This is a genomic window from Kiloniella sp. (genome assembly GCF_048270245.1).
Classification (GTDB): domain Bacteria; phylum Pseudomonadota; class Alphaproteobacteria; order Kiloniellales; family Kiloniellaceae; genus Kiloniella.
Map to the genome: position 1 here is coordinate 94577 of NZ_JBLWTH010000005.1, position 21261 is coordinate 115837.

Below are 21261 nucleotides of genomic sequence, written 5' to 3' on the forward strand. Positions count from 1 at the left end.
GATTAATTCCCCAAAATAGCCGGAAGATTACCCCCACCAGCAACGTCTGCGATGGCAAGGCCGATGTATTCGCCACCGTTTGCATTATAGGCGGCACCTGTTGTGCGCAGAGTGAACCCTTGCGCTGTAATATCGAGGCGCGGTCCGGCTGCCTCTGTCTCGGCACTACTTAAATCTGGGTTAAGTTCTTTAAGTACCGGATTTATCGTATCCCGTTCGGTATCCAGAATGCTCCATGCTCCACTAGAATCAACACGTTTAAGTAATATCCAGCGCGGTTTAAACTCACAGTACACATGAGGGCCGTTAACTATTGCCCCGTTACCTTGGTAGCTAAAGACTTTAGATAATCCGGCAACAGAAGAAAAATTGATTGCCATGAGTTGCGCACCACTAGTCATCGCTCCTGTGTTAAGCCCGATGACGCCCCCCCAAGCTCCTGAAAAATTAGAACTACCGCTACTTTGTGCATTTGAAGTATCCAGCCCGAGATAATGAATTTGACTGGCTAAATCCTTATGCCAGACATCCCAGCCAGTTGTACCTACATTATTACGAGATTTTATTAGCGAGAATTCTACGTCATCTAATCCATGCCCAAATGACCCAGTACTTCCATCGGCTGTTGCTGTCACTATAGAAAAGTAACCGGAACTATCCGCAATAACCTGAGAAGGAATTGTTCCGTCATTGTTCGTGACTTCTGTTCCGTCATTCCCGAATATCCAATAGGCATAACTTACGCCATTCTCATTGTAACCAGACCCAACATCATTACCGAGAGAAAAGCTCCCAGAAGTAAAGTCAGTGATGCTATCCGAGCGTGTGTTTTCCGCATTGGTAATATCGGAATACAATCCTTTTCCAGCACCACGTAATCGGTCTTCTAGCCGATGACTGTAGGCTGATGATCTCGCTTTCCCCCAAACCAAACCAATTTCATCAAAGGACGTAGGGATATCTCGGGGTGCTCCCGTCCCAACAGAGAGGGCAACATCGAATTTGTCGCGCCCATGGAATTTAGGCGTTTCAAGATTAGAGCTTTTAAGCTCTTTAAAGCCTGTGGGAACGGTATAAGCGAATGGTCGCTGCCCAAAATTAAGTGTTAAGTATCGTGATGTTCCATAATGATTCGTTGCAACAAACAATTTTCCTGCAAGTCCTGAAATGTCCCCTACACTGCCTATCGCAGGTACATCCCCATACCAAGAACCATTACGTCCAAACCATGCCATACCGTCAGCAGGGCTGTAAGCAATCATCATGACGTGATCGTTGGACCACGCAGGAGTAGCTCCCGCCGAACCACCATTCTGATTAATATTACCAGTATCCTGCCAACGAAAACCACCAGTGGGGTAAGGACCAGTATCCCCGCTATTAGGACACATTTGCAGACCTAAGTTATTATCAGCCACCGTGTCCCCAACCGTGAACTCAAAGTAGATTGGGAAGTCGGCAGGGATGTTGGTCAATGCCCCTCTATCAGTAGCTGTACTAGAAACAGTTGTACGTAACCCTCCCTCACTAATGGCTACATTTGTTCCATACGTATGTATAGAACTCAGTACCGCATAAGGATCGCCCGGCGTATCCGTTAATTGATCGTCAGGTGCGATCCCCGTCAACGTCCAGTTTTGGAGATTACCCTCAGTTACCTCTCCTAACGCTCCCCCATTCTCGAACAAAAGCTGGCAACCATTGGCGCCATATTCATAATTCTTTTCGTCTTGAGAAGGTCGCAAACTATCAAAATCAAGCTCGGCAGGACCTTTAAATCCTATCGGTGGTGTCATCTTCCATGGGCTATCACCGAAATTGTAATAACAACCCGTATTAGAGTTAACAGAGATAGCAAACCGAAGACCATCTATGCCAAGAATATCTACTTCTCCTATACCCGCTGCCGGATCGCCTTCCCAGACATCATTACGGCCAATCCACAACTTGCCAGTGTCTGCGTCAACAGCCACCTGAAGGATATCACCAATAACTGTTGCCCCAGATAGGCCAGGTGTAGTTACTAGAGTGGAAGTATTATCTTTATAGATAGTCGTTGTGGAATTGTAGAAGTACATCCCAGCACTATCTCCATTCGCAGCCAAACTTAAGTATGTATTGGCGCTAGAAAGATCATGATTACCTGCACCTACAATTTGGTGCGTAACGTCACTAACTTCCCACTCCATATAAAACTTACCAGTTGGCATTACGAAGTTGGAGATTGCTGTGTACCATGCAGCACCTGTCGTAAACACTTTATCGTTTACATTATCGCACATAGCGCCGTTTTGGAGTTCGTAGAAATTACACCGCTTTAAATTAGATTTGACTGGTTCTTTAAGAGCACCATATCCAGTTACTGGGTATTTATAGTCTGTTTGCCCGAAGTTAACTCTCATACCTGCATCTTGATTGTTTAAATCAAAATACATCCGAACGTCAGCAGGATTAATATCTGCACCACCTGTACCTGCCTCCACACTCATACCGTTAGGTTCGACACCGTTGAGTTTGAAGTACATCTTACGGGCATCCATATCAAGAAACAGGGATGCAACATCATCCCGTAGAAATGCTTTACCCCAACTGGTAGGAGAGATCTCTCCACCATTATTAGTATTACTGTAATAAACGCAGTTATTATCCCCTCTTAAAGACATCCCTGTGTAGTTACCTTGCGTATTTATACTGTTACCTGTAAACGAATTCGAAGAAGCTAGTCCTGTACCTACGAGGAACTTAGCCCCTGTTCCATCAAGTTGAGTAAATTCAACTTGATATTTGCCGGTTTCAGGTAGAATTTCTGTGTGCGCAATATTTGACCAAGAAGCTGAAGGGCATACTAGAAACTGCCCCTCATCTTGAATAGACGTTCCCGATGTTGGTACGTTAAGCGCAATAGCCCAAAATCGTTCTTGCGTTCCCTCTGTCGTGAACTTCTTGGTCGTCGTAATAACGTTGTTACCAAAGGGCACATTCTGTGTTCGGTAGTTGACCATTTCCTGTGGCGTTAGAACTTCGCCGTCAAGCAGGACAAAATCAGATAGAACATGCTCCCCTTCGCCAATCTGCATAGCGGTACCAGCTAAGCTCACTCCCACAGCGGCATTTTGTGTAGGTAGTGTTTGCGTGTCCCACAGGTCAATTTCTTCGTCGTTCACAACCATCTTCACTGTTCTGGCCACCGTATCAACCGCAAGCCCCAGGAACATCCATTCGGTATCACGGAATTTTCTGGTTGTGTGATAAGCCCCAACTGCGGCCGTACCATTCCAACGTAGGGTGTCATCAAAATGGAAATACCAATAACAGTAAGTCCCCCCGGAAAAAATGTAATGCAGTCCCCCCAATTGGGTGCGACGCACGTTACACATAACCGTAAATTGGCGTTGATTTCCTAACACACTTGGCGTGAAGGTCAGCTTTTTCCCCGCAGACAACGCCAAGGAATTCATTAGGTCGTTTTTCCATTGACCATCTGCTCCAGCATAAAGTGCTCTCATTCCAGTACCTCCAACGCAACACGGGCAATGCCGTTGACAGTGGACATATGCATAATGGTGATAACACCATCTCCCACGCCGAATGATCCCTTCACGTAATCAAAGCTGGAAATATCCAACACCCCTGCTGTTGGACCATTGGTCAACCAGATATCAACAGCGTTGTTATTGGCTTTATCCGCCGTAATGACACCATTTCCATTATTCGTCATGGATGTCAGAAAGGTTTGGGTCAAATCAATCACAGGGTTATCAGTCGAGTTACCATAGGAATTAACCATCGTCGGGTAACTCACCCCCAAAATTCGAGATAAGTTTGCCAAAAGAACCTGATCTGTCCCTGTTAGAACCGAAAAGTCATGGGTATGGGCCTGCCCCGTGTCGGCGGCTAAATTAATCAAACCCTGAACTGTCGACATCAAAGTACTAAAGCCAACTGATGACATCACCAGTTTGCCGTTTTCATCATAATAGGGAACTTCGTTAGGCACCGGTGACGGAAATTGCAACTCATCCCCTGAATAGGCAATGGGTAACTTAATTGCCCGACCGATCTGCACATCCTGTTCCTGGTTCTGAATGGTCAACAGGTCAACAGCGGTCTCAATCACATCCGCCGGCATTCCATCTGATACCGCGAGATCAGTTTGTTGCTCCAACGGTGTCGCCCCGAGAACGGTAATCGTATCCCCCGCAACAGGTGCAGAAGGAAGCGTAACAGAGCCACCATTTTCTGTTCCAGCCCCGATGATTTGTGACGGTGTGACAACAGTCTCTCCCCCATCATCCGTTGTCACCACAACCTTTAAATGGCTGTCGGCAAGGAACTTGAAAGGCACAGCAAAAGTTACCGTAGAGTCATCCCCGATGTAAGAGGCCCTCCGCGGTGTCGCAGAAATAGTCATATCAGATTTTCCCAATAAAAAAACCTCCGCCAAATAGCAGAGGTTGAGACCTGTTTATCCAAGAACGATTATATATGGAGGATAGGAGGTGAACAATTCATCTTACACTATAGACTATTGTAGTTGTGAATTTTCAAACCACTCATCCATTAACGTATTAATCGCTTTATTGATGGCTTTCTTAGAAACACCTTCCAGAAATTTGCTACCTTTACGATACAGATCTGTCTCTATTTTTTTTCTAATAGCATCTTTTCTATCTCTAGAACGTTTTTCAAAGGTGCTTCTGGAAACGACCCCTTTAAAAGCTTTCATCGATGAGCTTATAGTCTGTTTTGCGTTGGCAGAAAACACACCATAGGCAAGAGCTTCTCCCGGGTTAAAGCCATTTCTAAATGCTCTCGACAAGCTGTCATGAACAACTTTCGATGACAATCCTTTCTTGGTTAATTTCCTCATCATAGTTGCCGCTATAATATCAGGCATCGCTTTAACAAGCGCCTGTTGTGCAAGTACGCCACCTTTTTTTAACGCCCGATCAATTTTCTTTAATTTTATAGCACTTATACCTGCACTACCGAGATAGCCTAGTGCTCCTTTCACATCATTTTTAGCAAGCGCACCCGATGCATTAAGTAAACCTTCACCTATATCCAAGGCCGAACCAACGGGCGTCAAAGAAACAATAAGAACACCCGTTTTAGCAATATCTCTATCAAATCCAGCACTGACAAGGTGATCGGTTAGCCTTTCTTCCCAATCAACTTCGTCAAACATACTTCTTTGTAGCTGCCCTGCGACCAAAGCATTATGCCTATGTTCAGACCCATCATTTATTGCAGCAAACCAAGTCGCAGGGCTTGCTTCAAATCGCCCTCCCCCCAGCCTTTTTGACCAATATGCTTCATTTGCAACTCGATCTACTAAAGGTAGTTTATCGTATTCAGGTCTGTTTGTTTCCATTAAATTAGCCATATAATTATGCCAATCATCTGTATTATCCATTACAGACACTTGCTGGTTTGAAGCTAAATTACCGCTAACATGTCTCTGGAACTCCTCACCCGGCATATATCTGAGATAACTTTGTTCTCTCGGTTCACCGGGAAGCCTTTTGAAGTTAATTGGGCCTTCGATAACCTCACCATTCTCATCTTGTAGAATCACTTCAAAACTACTTTTCCCTAACTGCTCTTCATCAAGAAAGGTCTGCTTGTCTTGAAACAAGACAGCTGTCGCTCCTTCTGGAATCTCAAGTTCCTTTTCAACACGGCTTTGAAAATCTTCATCAATTGAGACAACTTCCGGAACACCTGTATTACCTTCGTCTTCGAAGAGTTCTTCTTCAACACCACCAATAAGGATATCCCGCCTGTCACCTTCGATTAAAACGTCTCCAAATTCAGGCTGAACCACCTCGCCATTCGCGACCATATCATTGACGATTTGCTCTACTTCAAAAGGTCCCGCGGGTTCTTTTTGCGTTCCGTTATATTCGTCAATCCTTTCATCAAGGCGAACACGGAAGTCAACAAAAGCATCCCCATCAAACTCTCCTTGCCCATCACTGCCGGTAATATTTTTCCAGGCTCTTTGTGCCAAACGTTCGCGTAATTTAAAATTGGCAGATATACGAGGATCCGGCTCGCTTTGCTGCATGGCCATAACTTCGCTGATTTGCTTTGGGGAAAGATCCTGAAAATAATGAGATAAATCATAGCTTTGAAAAGCTTCTGGATCAGCGACTTGCAACGCTTTAAGTTCGTGTAAAGCACGTGAACCTTGCTCACGTTTAAACTTAATTTCAGAAGAGAAATCATTATCCCCGGCGTTTATCTGATCAGCATACTCCGCAATCTGATCTCGATCTATTTCGCTTAACTCCAGCGAAAGATTATTAACGTCAATATTTCCTTTGTTTTCGACAAGATAGTTCCACGCGGAATAACGCTGCCCTTTTATTATCTCTCTTTGCTCTTTAGCTTGAAGGCGTCGTTGATTTCTCCAAAGAAGACCTGCTTCCTTGCCGACCAACTGGTCAGGATAATATTCCAACGTCAGAAGCAAATCCTCTTCGGACAGCCTCGCGGCTGAAATATCATCCAAAAGTTTCGTGGCCTCATTGCGGACAATACCTTTTGAGGCGATGGATTGAAAATACCCCTTATCTTCGCGGTTCACATACTCATCAATGTTGATCGCCGCCCCTGTTGCCGGGTCAACGCCATCCAGCAAAAATTGTAATGCGTCATAATTCCCCTGTTTCGCATGCCCCTGAAGCGCAAAGGACAACAAACTTCTACGTGCTTCTTTGCTTTTTTCAACTGCGGCTTCACGCCCTATGCCCGGCGCAAGATCGTTGATATTGCTATCAATAACGATAATGGCATCCGTCAAAGTATCTGGATTGCCAATAACACCAGCCCCGTATTTTTCAATATGGCGATCAACAGTCGTATAAATTTTTTCTCTAAGAACTTGTTGTTTAAAGGCTCCGAGAGACTGTTGATCAAAACGGGCTTTTTCATCAAATCGCTGACTGAAAACGGCAGCATCATTTTCATTTTTGAAACTCTGTCGCGCCATCAGGTCCGTTTTCATATCCGCATAGGACGTCGTGATTTCATCATCAATTTTTGATGGCGAACTGTCTGTAAAGCCAAGCTGTTCCTTGATCCCCTGATAAAGACCAGACGCAAATTCTGACATTTCTTCGTACAGATCAATATCACGCAATTTTTCCTGCATGTATTCCGATGCGTCCCTCAGATCAGATTTCACACCTTCGATGGGACTTTCATCTTGTGGGTTCTCAGCAGGATCAACATCCGCAGTAGCAGGCTCTTGTTTACGTGCCTTTTCTTCCTCTTTCTTCTTTTTATCTTTTTCATGAAAAGCTTGTGAAAGCTTAGAAAGACCACTCGTAACGGCACCAATATTTTCATCAGGCAGTTGAAATCGAACTGTCGCGGGGGCTCGACTATCAGGGATATTTGGCATTTTGATAACCTTTTAAGCTTGAACCCACTGAATTTGGGCAAAAAAATAGATCCAGCAGCTATGCTTGGATCTAAAGAGAAAACTAAAGAGATATGGTTGGAAGGATGCCTACAAAGGCATTAAATCATTGGCATTCACTGTGTCCGTAACAGCTCGTTGTTTGAAAGGTTACTCAAGAACCCGGCCACATTGTTTTCTATATCAGCGTCTGGATCATCTATTTGAGGTTTATTGAATTCCTGGCGAAGGCGTTCTGATAAAATTTCATCAGTATCAATAGCCTCTTCAGGGTCTTGAACAGAAAGAGAACTAACAAGATCCTTCAAGTTAATCTCATTTTCCTCTGCACCACGAAAACCATCTCCCCATTTGCCTGATCGGGTTGCTCCAGTTCTATTCACTTTCGATTTATCCCGATTTTCTGATGAAGGTTCCTTTCTGGAAGATCTCTGTTCAAGCCCGCTTACACCCCCATTCCTAACGGCATCATCTGGATCGGCATATTCGCTTTTTTTAAAAACTCTTCTTCAGCTAGCTCCTTTATTAGCTGTAGCTCTTTATTTGTTGGTTCAGGCAACTTTAGTTTTTCAAGCCTTTTTGTATAGATATTTTGGGCTCTTTGAACACCAAGGTTAACAGCGAACGAAAAGCCTCCTGATATCGTTATTTTATCCCAAGCATCCAAGGCAGCACTCCTTCCGGCAGACATAGGATTGCCTTTAGCTTCTTGGCCAGCTTCAAAGGCTTCTTTAATACTATCAAGGAGTTCATTACCAGTCGTTTGATTTCTGTTTGCATAGCTTGCTCTGCCTTGTTTATTGGCTTCAGCAATGGCCTTTTCAATTGCAAAATCCAGTGCTCGTTCTCTCGTATCAATCTTTGGTTTTCGTTTTTTCCATTGCGGCATTATTTAACCTCTTCACAAACATCAAATTACTGGATAAGAAAGTTAATGGTCAGGATTTCAAATTTTCTCTTCAGGGGGGAAAATTTTCTGAGATGATAAAAGGCACTCATAATCAAATAAGCCAAGATCAGATAAGACCTCAAGATGTCGAATTCCCTGAAGTTCATCCTTGGTCATAAATATCCTGAATTGGGACTTGGTTTTTATTCCATTAAAAATATTCTTGTAATCCAGATAATCATAAAAACGTTCTGAATCGACTTGGCACACACTATAAATCAGGGATACAAGGTGAGAATATTCAGGATCTTGGCCTTCATTTCGAATTAAATAGTAATTTGCCCCATAATCCAACAGCTTAAAAAGCATCTGTAAACTTGTTAAAACATCTTGCTCCAGGCTCAGAGCATCATCATTTTCCCCTTGTTCGGGTGCTTTCTCAATGGAATTCCAGTCGCTTACAGCTTCTCCGAGATTGAGCATTGCAACCTGTAAGGCACGTCCATTGTTAATATTTACATCAGCACCATAATCAAGCAGTAAATCAAGAATTTTACTGTTGATATCAACGTCAACGCTTAAGGACAAAGAAGAATAGTTATATTTACCAAGCGTATCTGGATTATATCCCCCCTTCAGGAGGCATTTCACAGTAGATAACGCTTCCTGCCTGATCGCATCATGAAGCGGTTCGCTATGCTCAATACCGGGACACTCTTTCCAGTTCTCTGCATAAACTGGTTTTATGGGAACAAGATTCAAACACAAACAAAGGGAAAGAAGGGTTGAGGTTGCGCCCTTCACCGCCCAAACGGCAACTCGATACCTTATAAAATACCAATCCATCTTTTCCCCCAGACACCATAGCTCTTACCATCGGACAACATTCTACCATAAGCATCAAAAGGAATATAACAACGCCTAAGGTAAATAAGATCCCGCATTCAGAAATCCACCAATCATTGCGTTGTTTCCGGCACGTTTATAAGCTTTTGCTTTCTGATTCCCGGCGTAGAGAATATTATCCACTTCCTGCGCCCCCAGTTTTTCAGTTTCTTCAATCAACAGAGCAGGACTGCCTTCAATCTTCAAGCCTGCCGCAGCGAAGTTCGCGCGCTGCTGCCCCGCCAAACGTTGCGTATTTCGCAGGCTGTTGGCCGCGTCCTGTGCCGCAAACCGTCGAGCCATTTTAGCCTGTTTTTTTGCCCGTTTGCGTTCGGCAAAGCCGTTAAAAAGTGCCCCGCCCGCACCGAGTAGACCAGCCGTCGACGACAAACCGCCAATCCCTGCCAGCGCACCAATAGCCGGGGCAGCACCCTTCAAAACTTTTTTAACACCTTTAAAAAGCTTTTTAAAAAACCCCATCGCGTTACCCTTTATGTTAGATTTCTTGTCAAAACTTGATCAGCATCAGTGATATATTCATAACATGTTTGAAGTTCTCCAAACGGCACAACATTACGACCACTCAAGCGACATCATCTTTATCAAAACAGGTCATTGAATAGATTTAGATTGCCTGTTTATTTGAGAAGACATCAAAGAATTCCGGGGAAAGCCATTTAAAAATCCTAAATTTTCTTGTTCATCATCGTGATCAAGCTGATTTACACCTCCTTGTGTTTCTTGACGTAAATCACTCTTTTTCCCAGACCAGAACTCAAAATCATCATGTCCAGGTAAAACTTTATCAGGGAAGAATTTGTCCAGTAAATTTTCCCTCCCATTAACAGGAGCAAAGATGTCTGAATTATCGCGATTTCCCAGTACATCTATGCTATCAAAATCTAAACTTTGACCTTTCAAACGAACTTGTCTTCTCAAATCAAATTCAGCTACGTCACCCGGATCAAGTGTAAACTCGGATACCCCATAGGCTTTCAATCCTCCCGATTTAATCCATTGATTATCTTGGTCACGAAACATCCAACCATCAATTCTGTCAGGACTCCCTGTATAATTTTTACTTATAGCTCTCCCTGTAATTTCTGCTCTTAGAGGCATTGGGACAGGAGCCGCCATACCAAACAGGACGCCTTCAAATAACTCTTTGCCATCTCCCTCCTCCCATTCCGCCCCCATTGTATACCGGGTAGCAGCTGCATTAATCGTCAAAAATTTTTCTAGCTTTTCAGGATCTTCTCTTATTGTCTGGCCAATTGTTTTACCTGTTTCCAATTCATGATCCCAAAAATAAAACGCACCGCCCCAACCAGCCAGATCCTGCCCTCCCTCATTCAAAGCGCCATCAATTTCAGCATTAATAATTTCACCAATATTTGGCACTGTCTTTTTATCAAGAATATAACCAATAACATTACTTCCAATTATATTGGTTGTATCTGCAAGACGATCTTTACCGTCTTTGTTGACAAGAGGTTCTCCCGAATAAAGCAATCCATACTTAGAAACTGCGCGTATAAATTTATTTGCTGAACTTCGAGGATCATTACTATTAATTTCCACAGCCCGTTCAAACCATGTTTTCGTTTTATCAAAGTCCTTAGAATTCCGATCCATCCCCAATATTTCAGGTTTTTCATCAAGAACTAAAGCTATCTCGGAATATGCTTTGTAGAAATTAGTTGTTGCGCCTTCAGTCAACTGATCAATGCGCCTCAGAAGTTCATCAACGGTTTCAGCCACTTTTGGGAAATCTTTCTGCGATGGACTAAGAAAATCTGATGAGCCAGTAAAATCTTTTATAGTACGAAAGTTTTCCATTTTATTCCTCAATTAGAACGACCATGTAAAAGCAAAACTAGAGAGGTAACTACCCCTCTGACTGTACTTCTGTGATCAATGATCTGATTGTTGCCGGAAGCGGCTGTCTTGCTCTGATGAAAATTTGTGCTTTGTCGCTAAAGCCGTTTTCCGGATCAATTTCCAGATACCCGGTATAGAGATCCGGGGACTGTCCGAATGGGGTCGATCCGTCTCGGAAGATATGCGTTTGCGTATCTTCCAAACTGTCCCCAGCTTCGATTGTTCCTGTGTTCATGACATCCACGCCCATAGAAACAACACGCTTTTTCTTACCTCTGCCCGTACCATTTTGCAGAGCGACAATCGGGGATAAAGGCTGGACGACAGATTGATAAGGCAAGCCGGCTGTAATTTTCAAACCTGTACGATTATTCTTTAACGATACCTTGCCATCATTTGCCACCATTGATCGTGGAGACACCTTGCCATCGTGCAAAATATCCACCTCTTCACCGATCAGATGATCAAAACCATTAATTGTGTTCGCCGCGACACCTTCATAAGTTCCGCCACTATCCACAAAAAAGGCATCTTTTTTGTCCAAACCATCATCAAACCCGGCTTCCATAAATTCAATGTGGCGCACGATTTCTCCATTGACTTTACGCTTGACCGACAGCCATAAAACTTCTCGTTTGGCTTCATAAGTCACGGCAACGGTTTCAACTTCACCCCAATCGTGCTCGTCCGTTGAACCGCCCAGCTTATGACGGTGGAACGCGACAACCTCTTGAGATTTTTCATAGGTAACGCCAACCAGTTGCCCATCGTCCCGGACCATCCAGATAATGGAATCAGGGTCATTGACCATGTCCATATCCTTGATCCCGGTTCCCGTTATATGTTGAGATAAAAAGGTCTGATCGGGCGCAATAAAACTGTCTCGCTCAAACGAGAAGACAAACTCATGCAACCGCTTTCTGTTCCGGCTTAAAAAGAGAGCCACTTCCCCCTTCTGGATGGGTGGAATGGCGGCAGATCCCTCGGTAGTATGGCGGCGATTGATAACCGACGTAACGGTCAGGGCTTCATTCGCCGAGGATCCGCTCAACGTCCTTGTGGCCCCGGATGTCCCCATCATCAGGGCACGCCCCTCGACCATCCATTGAATGTGATTGACCTGTCCGGCCTTGATCGTGGCTTTGAACGCATCGTCGGCATTGGTGCCTAAAGTGAAATTTTTCTCATTAGATGTTTTCGATGTCCAGATGGTTTGTGGTTGATCTGGTGGTGAGGCAAAAATAGACCGCTGCTGGTAAAAGGAACAGCGTCTAGGGTAATTCCCGGCCTTCCATTCCGAAGGCTTGGACGTAAAGGTAATATCCGCCAAGGCCCAATCGGCATGATCATTTCTTTTAAGCTCTTTAGGCGGGTGATCCTTGTGCACAATCCACAGGCTGTTTTCCGTCTGGGTAAAGACCAGATCAAATAGCTCTTCTTCCTTATAAGGCGTGGTAATCTCATAAGGAGCATTATCTTTTTCGATCTGCCCGAAATCACGATAAAACCGCATATAAAGATTACCAATTTCCAGAATATAGGCATCTTCTGTCGAATATTCGAAAGAAATAAGGCGGCATTGTTTATCCGCATATTTTGCTTTTGCGACAAATCGTGTTCCCGGACGACGCGTCATGCCCCCGTGCGGCAAGACGATCCAGTTTTCACACAGGGCCAATCCTGTTTGATAAAGCTGGGTATCTTCCCGCCCGTGCAATCGGGGTGTAATCTCGCCACGAACAAAGCTAGCCTGAAGAGTTCTTGGTGGCATCAGTCCCGTGCCTCCACCCATGAAGAAGGCACAAAATCACTCACGCCGTCTTCCGTCATGTCGTTGGTTTTCGCCAGCGCCAGATCATTCCGATAAAGACCAAGAGCCATGTTTAATTTGGTTTGGGATCCGGTTAGAACCTCTGCCAGTCTCACGGCCAACTGAGCTGCCACAACACGGCGTAAATCCGGCGGCATATCAGACGGTTCAACCTCACTACTGATATAACGATAATAAAGCGGTGCGTCTTGGTGGCACAGGATATACCGTCCCTCTAGTTGATAGGTCACGGGCAAACCATTGGCTTCACCTGTCGTTGTAATCGGCAAAACCTGAATATCATCAACCGGACGGCGATATCGTTTCCACTCGCCAAAGGCAGATGTTTCCGCAGATGCCGCCAGCTTGACGCGTCGGATAGCACACGACCAAGGATAGGTTCGCAACACAGTCTCTACCGCTCTGGGATAGGCAATCTTGCACTGTCGTGCTTCCTTACTGCTATCTTCCAGACTGACAATCGACTTGTCCCCCAGGATCTGCAAAGCATCCCGACAGATTTCAACCTTGCTGCTCATCTGTTTTCCTGACCTGTAATTGTGGAAATAATACAAAAAGCGAGAGATCGGCTTTCCGATCTCCCGCTTTCTCAAACATCAAAGGAACTCAATCCTTGATGACATTAAACCCTCTCCATCCAACTGGACGAAAAATGTTCAGCCTCTCTCAAGTCAAAAGTATCCCCCTCTTCCCTGAGCTGGGCACCGTAATACCCCAAAGCAATAGCGCGTACATTCAACGTTTCAGCTTTTGGCTCAGTTGCTTTTGCACCAGAAAGGCTTTCAACAGTTACTGCTTTGGCAGAACCGCGCGATCCCTTTGCACCAGTTGCTTTTGTAGATCTTGTCCTCAGCGTCATTAACTCTGTACGCCAGCCACGATTGCCGCTGAAATTTTACCGTTGGTCGGGTTTGTGCCCGTCACGGTATAACGCAGACGCATATATCGTTCATCCAGCCCCTTGGGCAGAATGTGGAAAGACGTTTGCTTTCCTGCGACAAGATCGGCCCGCACAATAGACTGAGACAACACTTCACGCGGTGAAGAGAAGCTTGATGTGCTGTCCACTTCAATCCCTATCTTAAGTGACGTCAGATTATTAAAATCCTCTGTCACCTGTACATTCAGCGGCACCGCAGTACCATCACCGGGATTACTTGGTAACGCGGCAGATGCCCCGACCACAGTTCCGGTAGTACCAAGATCAAGAATATTGGTTGATGCAGCAGTACTGGTAATTGCCTGCTGATCAGAGAAGGTGAGTTGCTTACTATGGATCATATTAAATCTCTCTCTAAATTTGGCCCTTAAGTTTGAATAAGGATTAAGCAGACAAAACCCGTGCTTCTGTATTGAGCAACGCATCGGTTTCACGAATTGGAATACCGCGATAGGTCAGAACTTCCTGTCCTTCCAGTTCACTGTCTTTCAGGCGAACAAAGTTGTCTCCGGCCCCGGCATTGGTCGCCAGTGCATCCAGTGCTTCAAGCACATCACGGTTACAATAAATAACCTGACGACCACCTGCCGCATCCCCGCGACGAATGCGACTTTGTAGCTTGTAATAGGCTTTGCGCATGAAGTCATACAGCTTCACATTACCCGCCTGCATTTCAGACACATCCACATTTGCAACACGGGATACATAGCGCCAATCCTTGACGGCCAAACCAAGGTGCCATGTGAACTTTTCTTCCTTCACATAGTACGGATTATTGTTTTCATCCAAAACGCGCTGACGGCCCATGTCATCACGTTGCAAACCTGCTTTTGTGCCTTGCGGATAAAGCAGATGACAGTGACGATCACCCCAGGTTACGAACCAAATCGACGTGTTGTCAGATCCTGTTCCTCCGGCATCGATAACCTGTTCACCTGCACCACCACCACCGATGGCGTTAAAGCGTGCGGAAAGCCCTTTGAACTTTTCCGGGGTAGAGGCTGTGTCATGATAAAACAGACCCGAAGCCGCTTCCTGGTTCATTGATTCCATGAACGCCATGGCCTCGTTCAAACGGACACCCGCTTCATTTTTTGACAGGCTCAAAACGCGTTCATCAATGGTTGCCAATGCTTCCAGATAACCCGTTGTATCCGTAACCTGCTGTTGCTTGGCTTTGGATTGTGTGATCCCCTGATACAAAGCCCCCCAGGAAACAGATGGCAAACCTGTACGAATGGTATGCAGGTGTTCCGATCCTTTATTACATTCCATTGCAATCGCATCATCCAGAATAGGATTTTGCTGTTTGAGGAGCTCAATAATGGTTGCCGTAGAACCATTTGGATCAGTTTGTTTATAAATATCGATAAGATCGACAAAAGTATTTCCAAGTGTAGCCATAATCAGCCTTCCTTAGTAGATGATGGGTAGAGAATTTCCGCAGCAGATTTGTTGCGTCTGGTTGCACCGGCACCGCCGGGGCTGCTGTCCTCTACCAGGGAGAGGCCAGCTTTATGGAAGGCGCGAATGACAACGGGATCGTTCAGAACCCCGGCCTCAGACAACACCCCCTCAAGTTCAGAACCACCCAGCGCCTTTAAGGCACGATTGGCAGTTCTGACATTCACATCCATTTTGGATCCCCACTCATCGCTTAACGTTTGCGTGGTTTCCTCAATTTGTTGGCTTAGATACTGTTCTTGTTCACGCTCCATGTTTTCCATGGATTGTGTCTTCGCCTGTATATCCATGTCGGCCAGCGCCTGTGCCTGATCTGGTGAAAGGCCCAGCGCGTGCGATAGTTCACTAATGGCACCTGTGTATGCTTTCCAGTCCTCCTCACTATGCTGAGAACTCAGTTCTTCGGGAACTTGTAGCTCATACCCATCAGGGGTTTCAGGTACGCCCAACGCCTCGTAAAAAGCATCAACTTCATCTTCATTGGCGTCATCTGCCGGCAACTTGATAAATCCGTCCTGCCCAGTAGTTTGATCAGCTGCTTGATTAGTTTCCTGAACCGTTGGACTATCCGTCAAATGACCATCGCTATCCTGTCCACCTTCGTTTGCAGAAACGTCATTCTGCCCGGATAGTGATGTATTCATACCATCAGCACCGCCTGTGTTTTCGGCATAAAAAGACCCGCTATCTTGCGATGCGGGTTGATTTGGTAAAGGTTGTGAAGAACCGGGATCATCACTCATACTGTGTATCTTCCTCTTGTTTTAGATAAGCCGCTTTTGCAAGTTCTGCACGCAAGTCAGAACTAACCGACGCTTTACGCAGGATATCGAACGCAACAGCCCGTTTACCGTCATTGAAAATCGATGGTCCATCCGGTGGCGTGGCTTCAAAGGCCTGCGCTTGTTCAAGAATATCAGCCAGAACAATCTGACCATCGCTTGACGCAAAAAGCCGATTATAAGCTTCGACAAGTTCGTGTTGTTTTTGCAGGGAAAAAGGCCAACCTTTGAGCATATTTTAAACCTCTCCTTCCGGGATCTGATCATGATTAAGTCCCGCCGCCCCAAGTGCTTCCATTATCGGTAAGGCTTTACCCGCAGTATCAACATCCTGTGCATGCTGGGCCGCCATCAACTGATGTTGTTCGGCTTCTATCTTTGCTTGTCGACTTGCTTGAACCTCTTCCATTGGACGCATCAAATCTGCGGGCATGCCATTAATATCTGCACGAGCGCGAATAATCCGGTCGTGATCAAAATTATCCATAATTGTTGGATCGAACTGTGCCTGTTGCGCAGCAGTTTCCAGCGTCCGTTGAATGCCGACATCTTCTGCCGCCCGACGTAATTTGGCCATGGGACTGGTAAATTTAAGGGTTAGACTTTTTCCCTCTAACCCATCATGGCGCGGAGGTAGATCAATAATCCCGTCTTCCGCCTGACGTTCCAAGATCGCATTTTCACGCATCACCATAGACGCCAGCATTTCTTCCTGCTTGGCAAAGGGTGGTCCGATCAACTCGTTCTTTTCCTGTGCCCGTAAAGCTGCTTCATAAGCTGTCATATCAGGCTTATTCACAAGGATTTGCCACAGATCACCATAGAAATTCGCGCTGATATCCATTTGCTTTTTGGCAATCAGTTGTTCGCCAATGTCCGGCCGCGCCCCCGTAACAATCGGCTGAATTTTCAAACGGCCGTCATCGGTTACAAGGTCCGGATTAATTGCATTGGCACTCAGGTTCAATCGACGCTTGAGCTTTTGCACCGTGGCAAAGGCAGGTGATACCGCCTGCTCAGCCGCTGCAATTGTTGTTTTATTCATGACATTGAGCTGCTTGATATCCGGCAGGGCCATCATGCCCGGTCCCCAGCCATAGGCTTCACCATCGCTCTCTACAAATGACGACGCGTGAATGGGAAACTCGTAATAGCCAGACTGTCGCAAGACATGATGATGCCCCTTAAGAACATGCACAGACGGCCAGGGAAGTAGAGTTTGCGTATCTGCGCTCAGGGTTGTGTCGATGGCGTGGATAATTTCAAACTTTTCTTCCAATAAATCTGGTTTATCCAAGCGGGTCGTCAAAAACTCGGGTAACGCCTCTAGACCAAATTCATCAATAATTTGCCGCAGGGTAAGTTTATAAACCCGGTAAAAGGTATCCACTTGTCCCCATGCCGTGGTCGCCAAAAAGCACTCAATGATCGGGATCATTCGATAACGAATGGGTGGCAAATCTTCCCCGCCCGGACCTCTGGAAAGCACTTCTTCCGTCATCAGCACCTGGTTGCCATAACAGCCCAGCGACCGAAACATCCGTTGCGTGTTTGAAACGAACCCTGATTTTGCCATATACCGAACAGAAAAGAGCTTTTTGGTGCGCTGCTCTGCCCAGGCCTGAATTTCGTCACTTTCGCGGAGATCGTCATCTACAGGTTCCAGCCCATGCCAAATTGATCCCCGTGGAATAAGCAGGCTTTCGATTGCCGCAGAAAAACGCGCCAAATCCTGCAAAGGGCGAGAGCTGAACATCTTTGACATATCGCCACGCTTGCCCTCTAGGATTGAGCCAAAGGGATCAAGGCGTTCAGCCGTTTCCACCCAAATCTTGTCAAACTTGGATCTTTCATTCGCCAGCGCCGCCTGACGATTAATTACCTTCTCAGCAAGCTCCATAAGATCTCCAGTTCACTGTTATCTCATCCCCACAAAACAAAACCCCTCGCATTTAATACGAGGGGTTCAAGACGTATCCGCCATGATCGTTAAAACACTAGACAGCAATTAAATTGCCCACAGAGTTCGCCGTTAAGAGGACCTATTTATCCAAGAACGAATATACCGTTATCCACTTATTCAAACAAAGTATAACGAAGAAAAATTCTTATCGAATTTTGCTATACTCAGGGCGATGTAAATTCAACGTCGCCAGACCGCGAACTCGTCGAACAGGTGATGGGGTTAAGCTGGTATAAGGAGATAACAAAGACGTTGGTTTGTTTGCATTTGGATACAAAACATCCTCTGGGGGACGCCTGATCGTCCTCAAACTCCGCGTATCTTCATAACGCCCCTGCGAGGAACCAAATGGCCGCCCAAAATTCTGTCGAGCCTTTTGAGACACAAGAATTCCCTCAGACGCCTCAGATTTTCTGGCTGGGCGTGGCGCCCGGTAATTCGTCGAAGTCAGTTGCATTATCTCACCCTCCCGAAATTAGCCCGTCTGGCTTTTAGTGCTGAAAGATTTGGTGCCCTGCGAACAGGTGAATTCCCTTGCGATACACCGACAGCATAATTGAACGGATCATCCTCGGTTAACGCTTCAGGATATAATTGCTGCGAAGCCCGTTCAAAAACGGATTTACCTCTCGTTTTTTCAGCTTCTTTTTGTAAGCTCCGTCGTCCTGCAGCAACCGCACTTTGTTGTCGTTGCACACTATCCAAAACTTCACTGGTATAGGATTTCCCGACTGGGTACCCGGCCAAAGAAGCAAACTTCGAAGCCTGCCCCGCTATACCAGAATAACCATGACTTCTAGAAATAAATGAAAGTGCCTGTTCTCCGGGGTTATATGATTTACTCCAGGCTGGCTGGCCAAAGGTTTCTGTATCCAGAGAATAGGTTGGGTAGGCATCAATTCCCGGCAGAAAAGCGCTTGCAATCCGAGAAAAAGTATAAGTACCGGGGTTATTTATTTTTGCGTAAGTTCGGGCAAGCGCTCTGCGTTCTACAGGTGAAGCAGCGGCTTGAATATTATCCAACTGACTTTTTGTGAGAGGGCTGAGCTTCGCAGTCGCAATACCATTCGCTCGATTATATTGTCTGGCCCAATCAACTCTGCTTCCCGAATATCCAGGCGGGGCATCAGGTGTATGCTGCCAACCAGATCCAGTTTCCTCTGCTTCTTCCTGCTCTATTGCGTTATACTCTTTCTCTAAAGCAGCCCTGTGTTTATCTGCCAACTCTTTGGTTTTATCAGCTTTCGGACTACCAGCTGGCCCTTTTGTCTTATTATTATCTATTGATCCCGGGTTTCTGTTTTCTCCTCCATCTTTATCTCTATTATCATTTGGGTCATTATCGTTTTCATTGCTTCGGTCCCTTCCCCGCCCATCAAGACCGGTATTATCTTGCGGAGAATTAGCACCAGCTTCATTATCACCAGGTGCATCATAGAACTCTCTAAACCCGGTTTTCGGGTTTACAGTGCCGCTTCCCCCCAATGCCTTTAACAGTGCGGCTTCGCGTTTATTAACATGAACCAACTCTGTATCACCAAATCGCCCCTTTGTTGCCAAACGAGCCAAAGCATTTCCTCGTTTCGAAACCTTTTGCCTTTTCCTCACGTTTTAAATCTCCTCAATTAAAAAGCTTCAAAACTTCGAAACCTTTTTGATTGCTTACGGTTATCAGCGACAAAATGTGCTGCGCCCCATTATCCATACAAAAAAAAGCTCCACTTTCGGTGGAGCTTACTTTTCAAAAAAGACGGATTTTCCCAAAACAATATTACCAACAATATTGATGGTATAAAAAGTATCATAGGACTAAATTAGAGAACGCATGTCCGACCTCAACCTGAGTGATTATATACCCTGTTTAAAACATCTCCGACAAACCTTCGTATCACAAAACAGGTTAAAAGCATTTGAACTCAGCGTATTAACAACTTACCTTCGTCTTGACTTGCAAATAGAGCCTCTTTCCAAGTCATAACTCTCTCACAACAAACTATTGACCATTGTCAAATTTTACCACAAAATCAATACAACTATAAAGACACATTATTAGGGCAAATAACAATGAAAAATAGTTTCCTTGGTGCCTTGATCGGCGCAACAATTGCTCTTGCCATAAGTTGGCTTAGTATCATTTTTATCGGTGGTGCCTTTGGGATTACGACAGTATTTTTATTGCTGGTTGGCTCTACCATTGGTTACGCACTTGGAAATATGCGTCGCTAACTCATCATACTCAGATTTCTGGATCAAAATACTTGGCAAAAACCCAAAACGCCGCGCCCCTAGTAAAGGTTTGCGGCGCTCGGTACAATCAATCAGTCGCACCTAACCCTAATCAAATTAGGTATCTTTTCAATCATTTTCTGAAAAAATCGCTATTTCATCATTTCTTGACTTCATAATAGCCCTTGCCCACTATTCCCCAAATTAGAAACAGCCCCTAGATAAAACCGAGATTTGGGTTAAAGCTCCCTTCAAGAGATATCTAGATGCAGACAATCCAAACAAGACAGGGCAATCCCCTCTGATGATTTCCAAACAACACTTCTTAGACCTGTTTTTACTGGTACTCTTTCCCCATCTTTGCTTGTCGGTTTGGGTTAGCGAACGCGTTACACCCGCCATAAGCATGATCCTGACAATTCTTTATGCGGCGGGGATCTGTTACTTTCTCTTTGTTAATCAGCCTGATATCTACTATCAGCTCACCCAATTCTGGCTTTTGGTTGCAACAGTATACGCAGCTTTGCCCTGCCTGTTCTTTCTCGCACGCAGCTTTGACAAGTTCTAATAGGGTCTGAAGGGCCCCTTCTTTATCGGCTACGATAATAAATCACGATGATGGAAATGATAATCAAAATCCCGCCGGCCAAGGCACTGAACATCGGGTAAAGGCCATCCATTTCATCAAACCTCACCCGGCCAGCATCCGTATACATGCCCCACATCCCAAACGCGACACCGACAAGACCAACAAGAAAAAGAATGAACCCCATTTTGCCCTCCGACAATAAATTGCATACAGATTTGTACTGTTAGTCTGCGATATTATCCAAAAGGTTCATATAAAACACAAACCAAGCAGAGTGCTTTAACTCGTTGCTGCTTTAATACAAAACAATATTTACCAGAAACAACAGAATTAAAGCCCCGCAGGACCTTAATTCTGTTTAAAAATTTCGCTTAATCCTACA

General features: G+C 45.2%; 21 protein-coding genes. 2 read left to right on the forward strand and 19 right to left on the reverse strand.

What is annotated here, in order from left to right; genetic code table 11:
• Window positions 1-2: 2 nt before the first annotated feature.
• From ACN0W5_RS12720 to ACN0W5_RS12805, 18 genes are all read right to left on the reverse strand, one after another.
• Window positions 3-3506 (reverse strand): hypothetical protein, encoded by a 3504-nt coding sequence (locus ACN0W5_RS12720; RefSeq protein WP_417454464.1) that lies wholly within the window; start codon window positions 3504-3506, stop codon window positions 3-5.
• On the reverse strand, window positions 3503-4411 hold the full coding sequence (locus ACN0W5_RS12725; protein ID WP_417454465.1) for a hypothetical protein: 909 nt from the start codon (window positions 4409-4411) through the stop codon (window positions 3503-3505). Before ACN0W5_RS12725 ends, ACN0W5_RS12720 begins: the two co-directional genes overlap by 4 nt.
• Window positions 4412-4525: 114 nt before the next feature.
• The gene (locus ACN0W5_RS12730) at window positions 4526-7411 is read right to left on the reverse strand and encodes a hypothetical protein (RefSeq protein ID WP_417454466.1); all 2886 of its coding nucleotides are present in this window, start codon (window positions 7409-7411) and stop codon (window positions 4526-4528) included.
• Window positions 7412-7545: 134 nt separating this feature from the next.
• Complete coding sequence (locus ACN0W5_RS12735; RefSeq protein ID WP_417454467.1) at window positions 7546-7812, reverse strand: hypothetical protein; 267 nt, start codon at window positions 7810-7812, stop codon at window positions 7546-7548.
• Between the two features lie 62 nt (window positions 7813-7874).
• Complete coding sequence (locus tag ACN0W5_RS12740; RefSeq protein WP_417454468.1) at window positions 7875-8318, reverse strand: hypothetical protein; 444 nt, start codon at window positions 8316-8318, stop codon at window positions 7875-7877.
• Between the two features lie 57 nt (window positions 8319-8375).
• Window positions 8376-9164, reverse strand: a complete 789-nt coding sequence (locus ACN0W5_RS12745; protein WP_417454469.1) for a hypothetical protein — start codon at window positions 9162-9164, stop codon at window positions 8376-8378.
• Window positions 9165-9239: 75 nt separating this feature from the next.
• Entirely contained in the window at window positions 9240-9683 is a 444-nt protein-coding gene (locus ACN0W5_RS12750) for a hypothetical protein (RefSeq protein WP_417454470.1), read from the reverse strand.
• A gap of 132 nt (window positions 9684-9815) precedes the next feature.
• Window positions 9816-11042 carry a hypothetical protein gene (locus tag ACN0W5_RS12755; RefSeq protein ID WP_417454471.1) on the reverse strand — a complete coding sequence of 409 codons (1227 nt, stop codon included), beginning with the start codon at window positions 11040-11042 and terminating at the stop codon, window positions 9816-9818.
• A gap of 49 nt (window positions 11043-11091) precedes the next feature.
• Window positions 11092-12855: a hypothetical protein gene (locus tag ACN0W5_RS12760; RefSeq protein WP_417454472.1), complete on the reverse strand. Its 1764-nt coding sequence runs from the start codon at window positions 12853-12855 to the stop codon at window positions 11092-11094.
• Window positions 12855-13433: a hypothetical protein gene (locus ACN0W5_RS12765; RefSeq protein ID WP_417454473.1), complete on the reverse strand. Its 579-nt coding sequence runs from the start codon at window positions 13431-13433 to the stop codon at window positions 12855-12857. The genes ACN0W5_RS12760 and ACN0W5_RS12765 overlap by 1 nt, the downstream gene beginning before the upstream one ends.
• A 104-nt stretch (window positions 13434-13537) precedes the next feature.
• Window positions 13538-13774, reverse strand: a complete 237-nt coding sequence (locus ACN0W5_RS12770) for a hypothetical protein (RefSeq protein WP_417454474.1) — start codon at window positions 13772-13774, stop codon at window positions 13538-13540.
• Window positions 13774-14196 carry a Bbp16 family capsid cement protein gene (locus ACN0W5_RS12775; RefSeq protein ID WP_417431820.1) on the reverse strand — a complete coding sequence of 141 codons (423 nt, stop codon included), beginning with the start codon at window positions 14194-14196 and terminating at the stop codon, window positions 13774-13776. The genes ACN0W5_RS12770 and ACN0W5_RS12775 overlap by 1 nt, the downstream gene beginning before the upstream one ends.
• A gap of 43 nt (window positions 14197-14239) precedes the next feature.
• Window positions 14240-15259, reverse strand: a complete 1020-nt coding sequence (locus ACN0W5_RS12780; protein WP_417454475.1) for a major capsid protein — start codon at window positions 15257-15259, stop codon at window positions 14240-14242.
• A 2-nt stretch (window positions 15260-15261) separates the two neighbouring features.
• Window positions 15262-16062 (reverse strand): hypothetical protein, encoded by an 801-nt coding sequence (locus ACN0W5_RS12785; protein ID WP_417454476.1) that lies wholly within the window; start codon window positions 16060-16062, stop codon window positions 15262-15264.
• Window positions 16055-16336 (reverse strand): hypothetical protein, encoded by a 282-nt coding sequence (locus ACN0W5_RS12790; RefSeq protein WP_417431824.1) that lies wholly within the window; start codon window positions 16334-16336, stop codon window positions 16055-16057. Before ACN0W5_RS12790 ends, ACN0W5_RS12785 begins: the two co-directional genes overlap by 8 nt.
• A 3-nt stretch (window positions 16337-16339) precedes the next feature.
• Window positions 16340-18001: a portal protein gene (locus tag ACN0W5_RS12795; RefSeq protein ID WP_417454477.1), complete on the reverse strand. Its 1662-nt coding sequence runs from the start codon at window positions 17999-18001 to the stop codon at window positions 16340-16342.
• A gap of 208 nt (window positions 18002-18209) precedes the next feature.
• Window positions 18210-18521, reverse strand: a complete 312-nt coding sequence (locus ACN0W5_RS12800; RefSeq protein ID WP_417454478.1) for a hypothetical protein — start codon at window positions 18519-18521, stop codon at window positions 18210-18212.
• Complete coding sequence (locus tag ACN0W5_RS12805) at window positions 18521-19672, reverse strand: hypothetical protein (RefSeq protein WP_417454479.1); 1152 nt, start codon at window positions 19670-19672, stop codon at window positions 18521-18523. Before ACN0W5_RS12805 ends, ACN0W5_RS12800 begins: the two co-directional genes overlap by 1 nt.
• Window positions 19673-20128: 456 nt before the next feature.
• On the opposite strand from ACN0W5_RS12805, the gene ACN0W5_RS12810 reads away from it, so the two are divergent.
• Window positions 20129-20290, forward strand: coding sequence for a hypothetical protein (locus ACN0W5_RS12810; protein ID WP_417454480.1), 162 nt, complete (start codon window positions 20129-20131; stop codon window positions 20288-20290).
• A gap of 304 nt (window positions 20291-20594) precedes the next feature.
• Complete coding sequence (locus ACN0W5_RS12815; RefSeq protein WP_417454481.1) at window positions 20595-20858, forward strand: hypothetical protein; 264 nt, start codon at window positions 20595-20597, stop codon at window positions 20856-20858.
• Between the two features lie 22 nt (window positions 20859-20880).
• On the opposite strand, the gene ACN0W5_RS12820 is transcribed toward ACN0W5_RS12815, so the two are convergent.
• Window positions 20881-21063, reverse strand: coding sequence for a hypothetical protein (locus ACN0W5_RS12820; protein ID WP_417454482.1), 183 nt, complete (start codon window positions 21061-21063; stop codon window positions 20881-20883).
• Window positions 21064-21261: the final 198 nt, after the last annotated feature.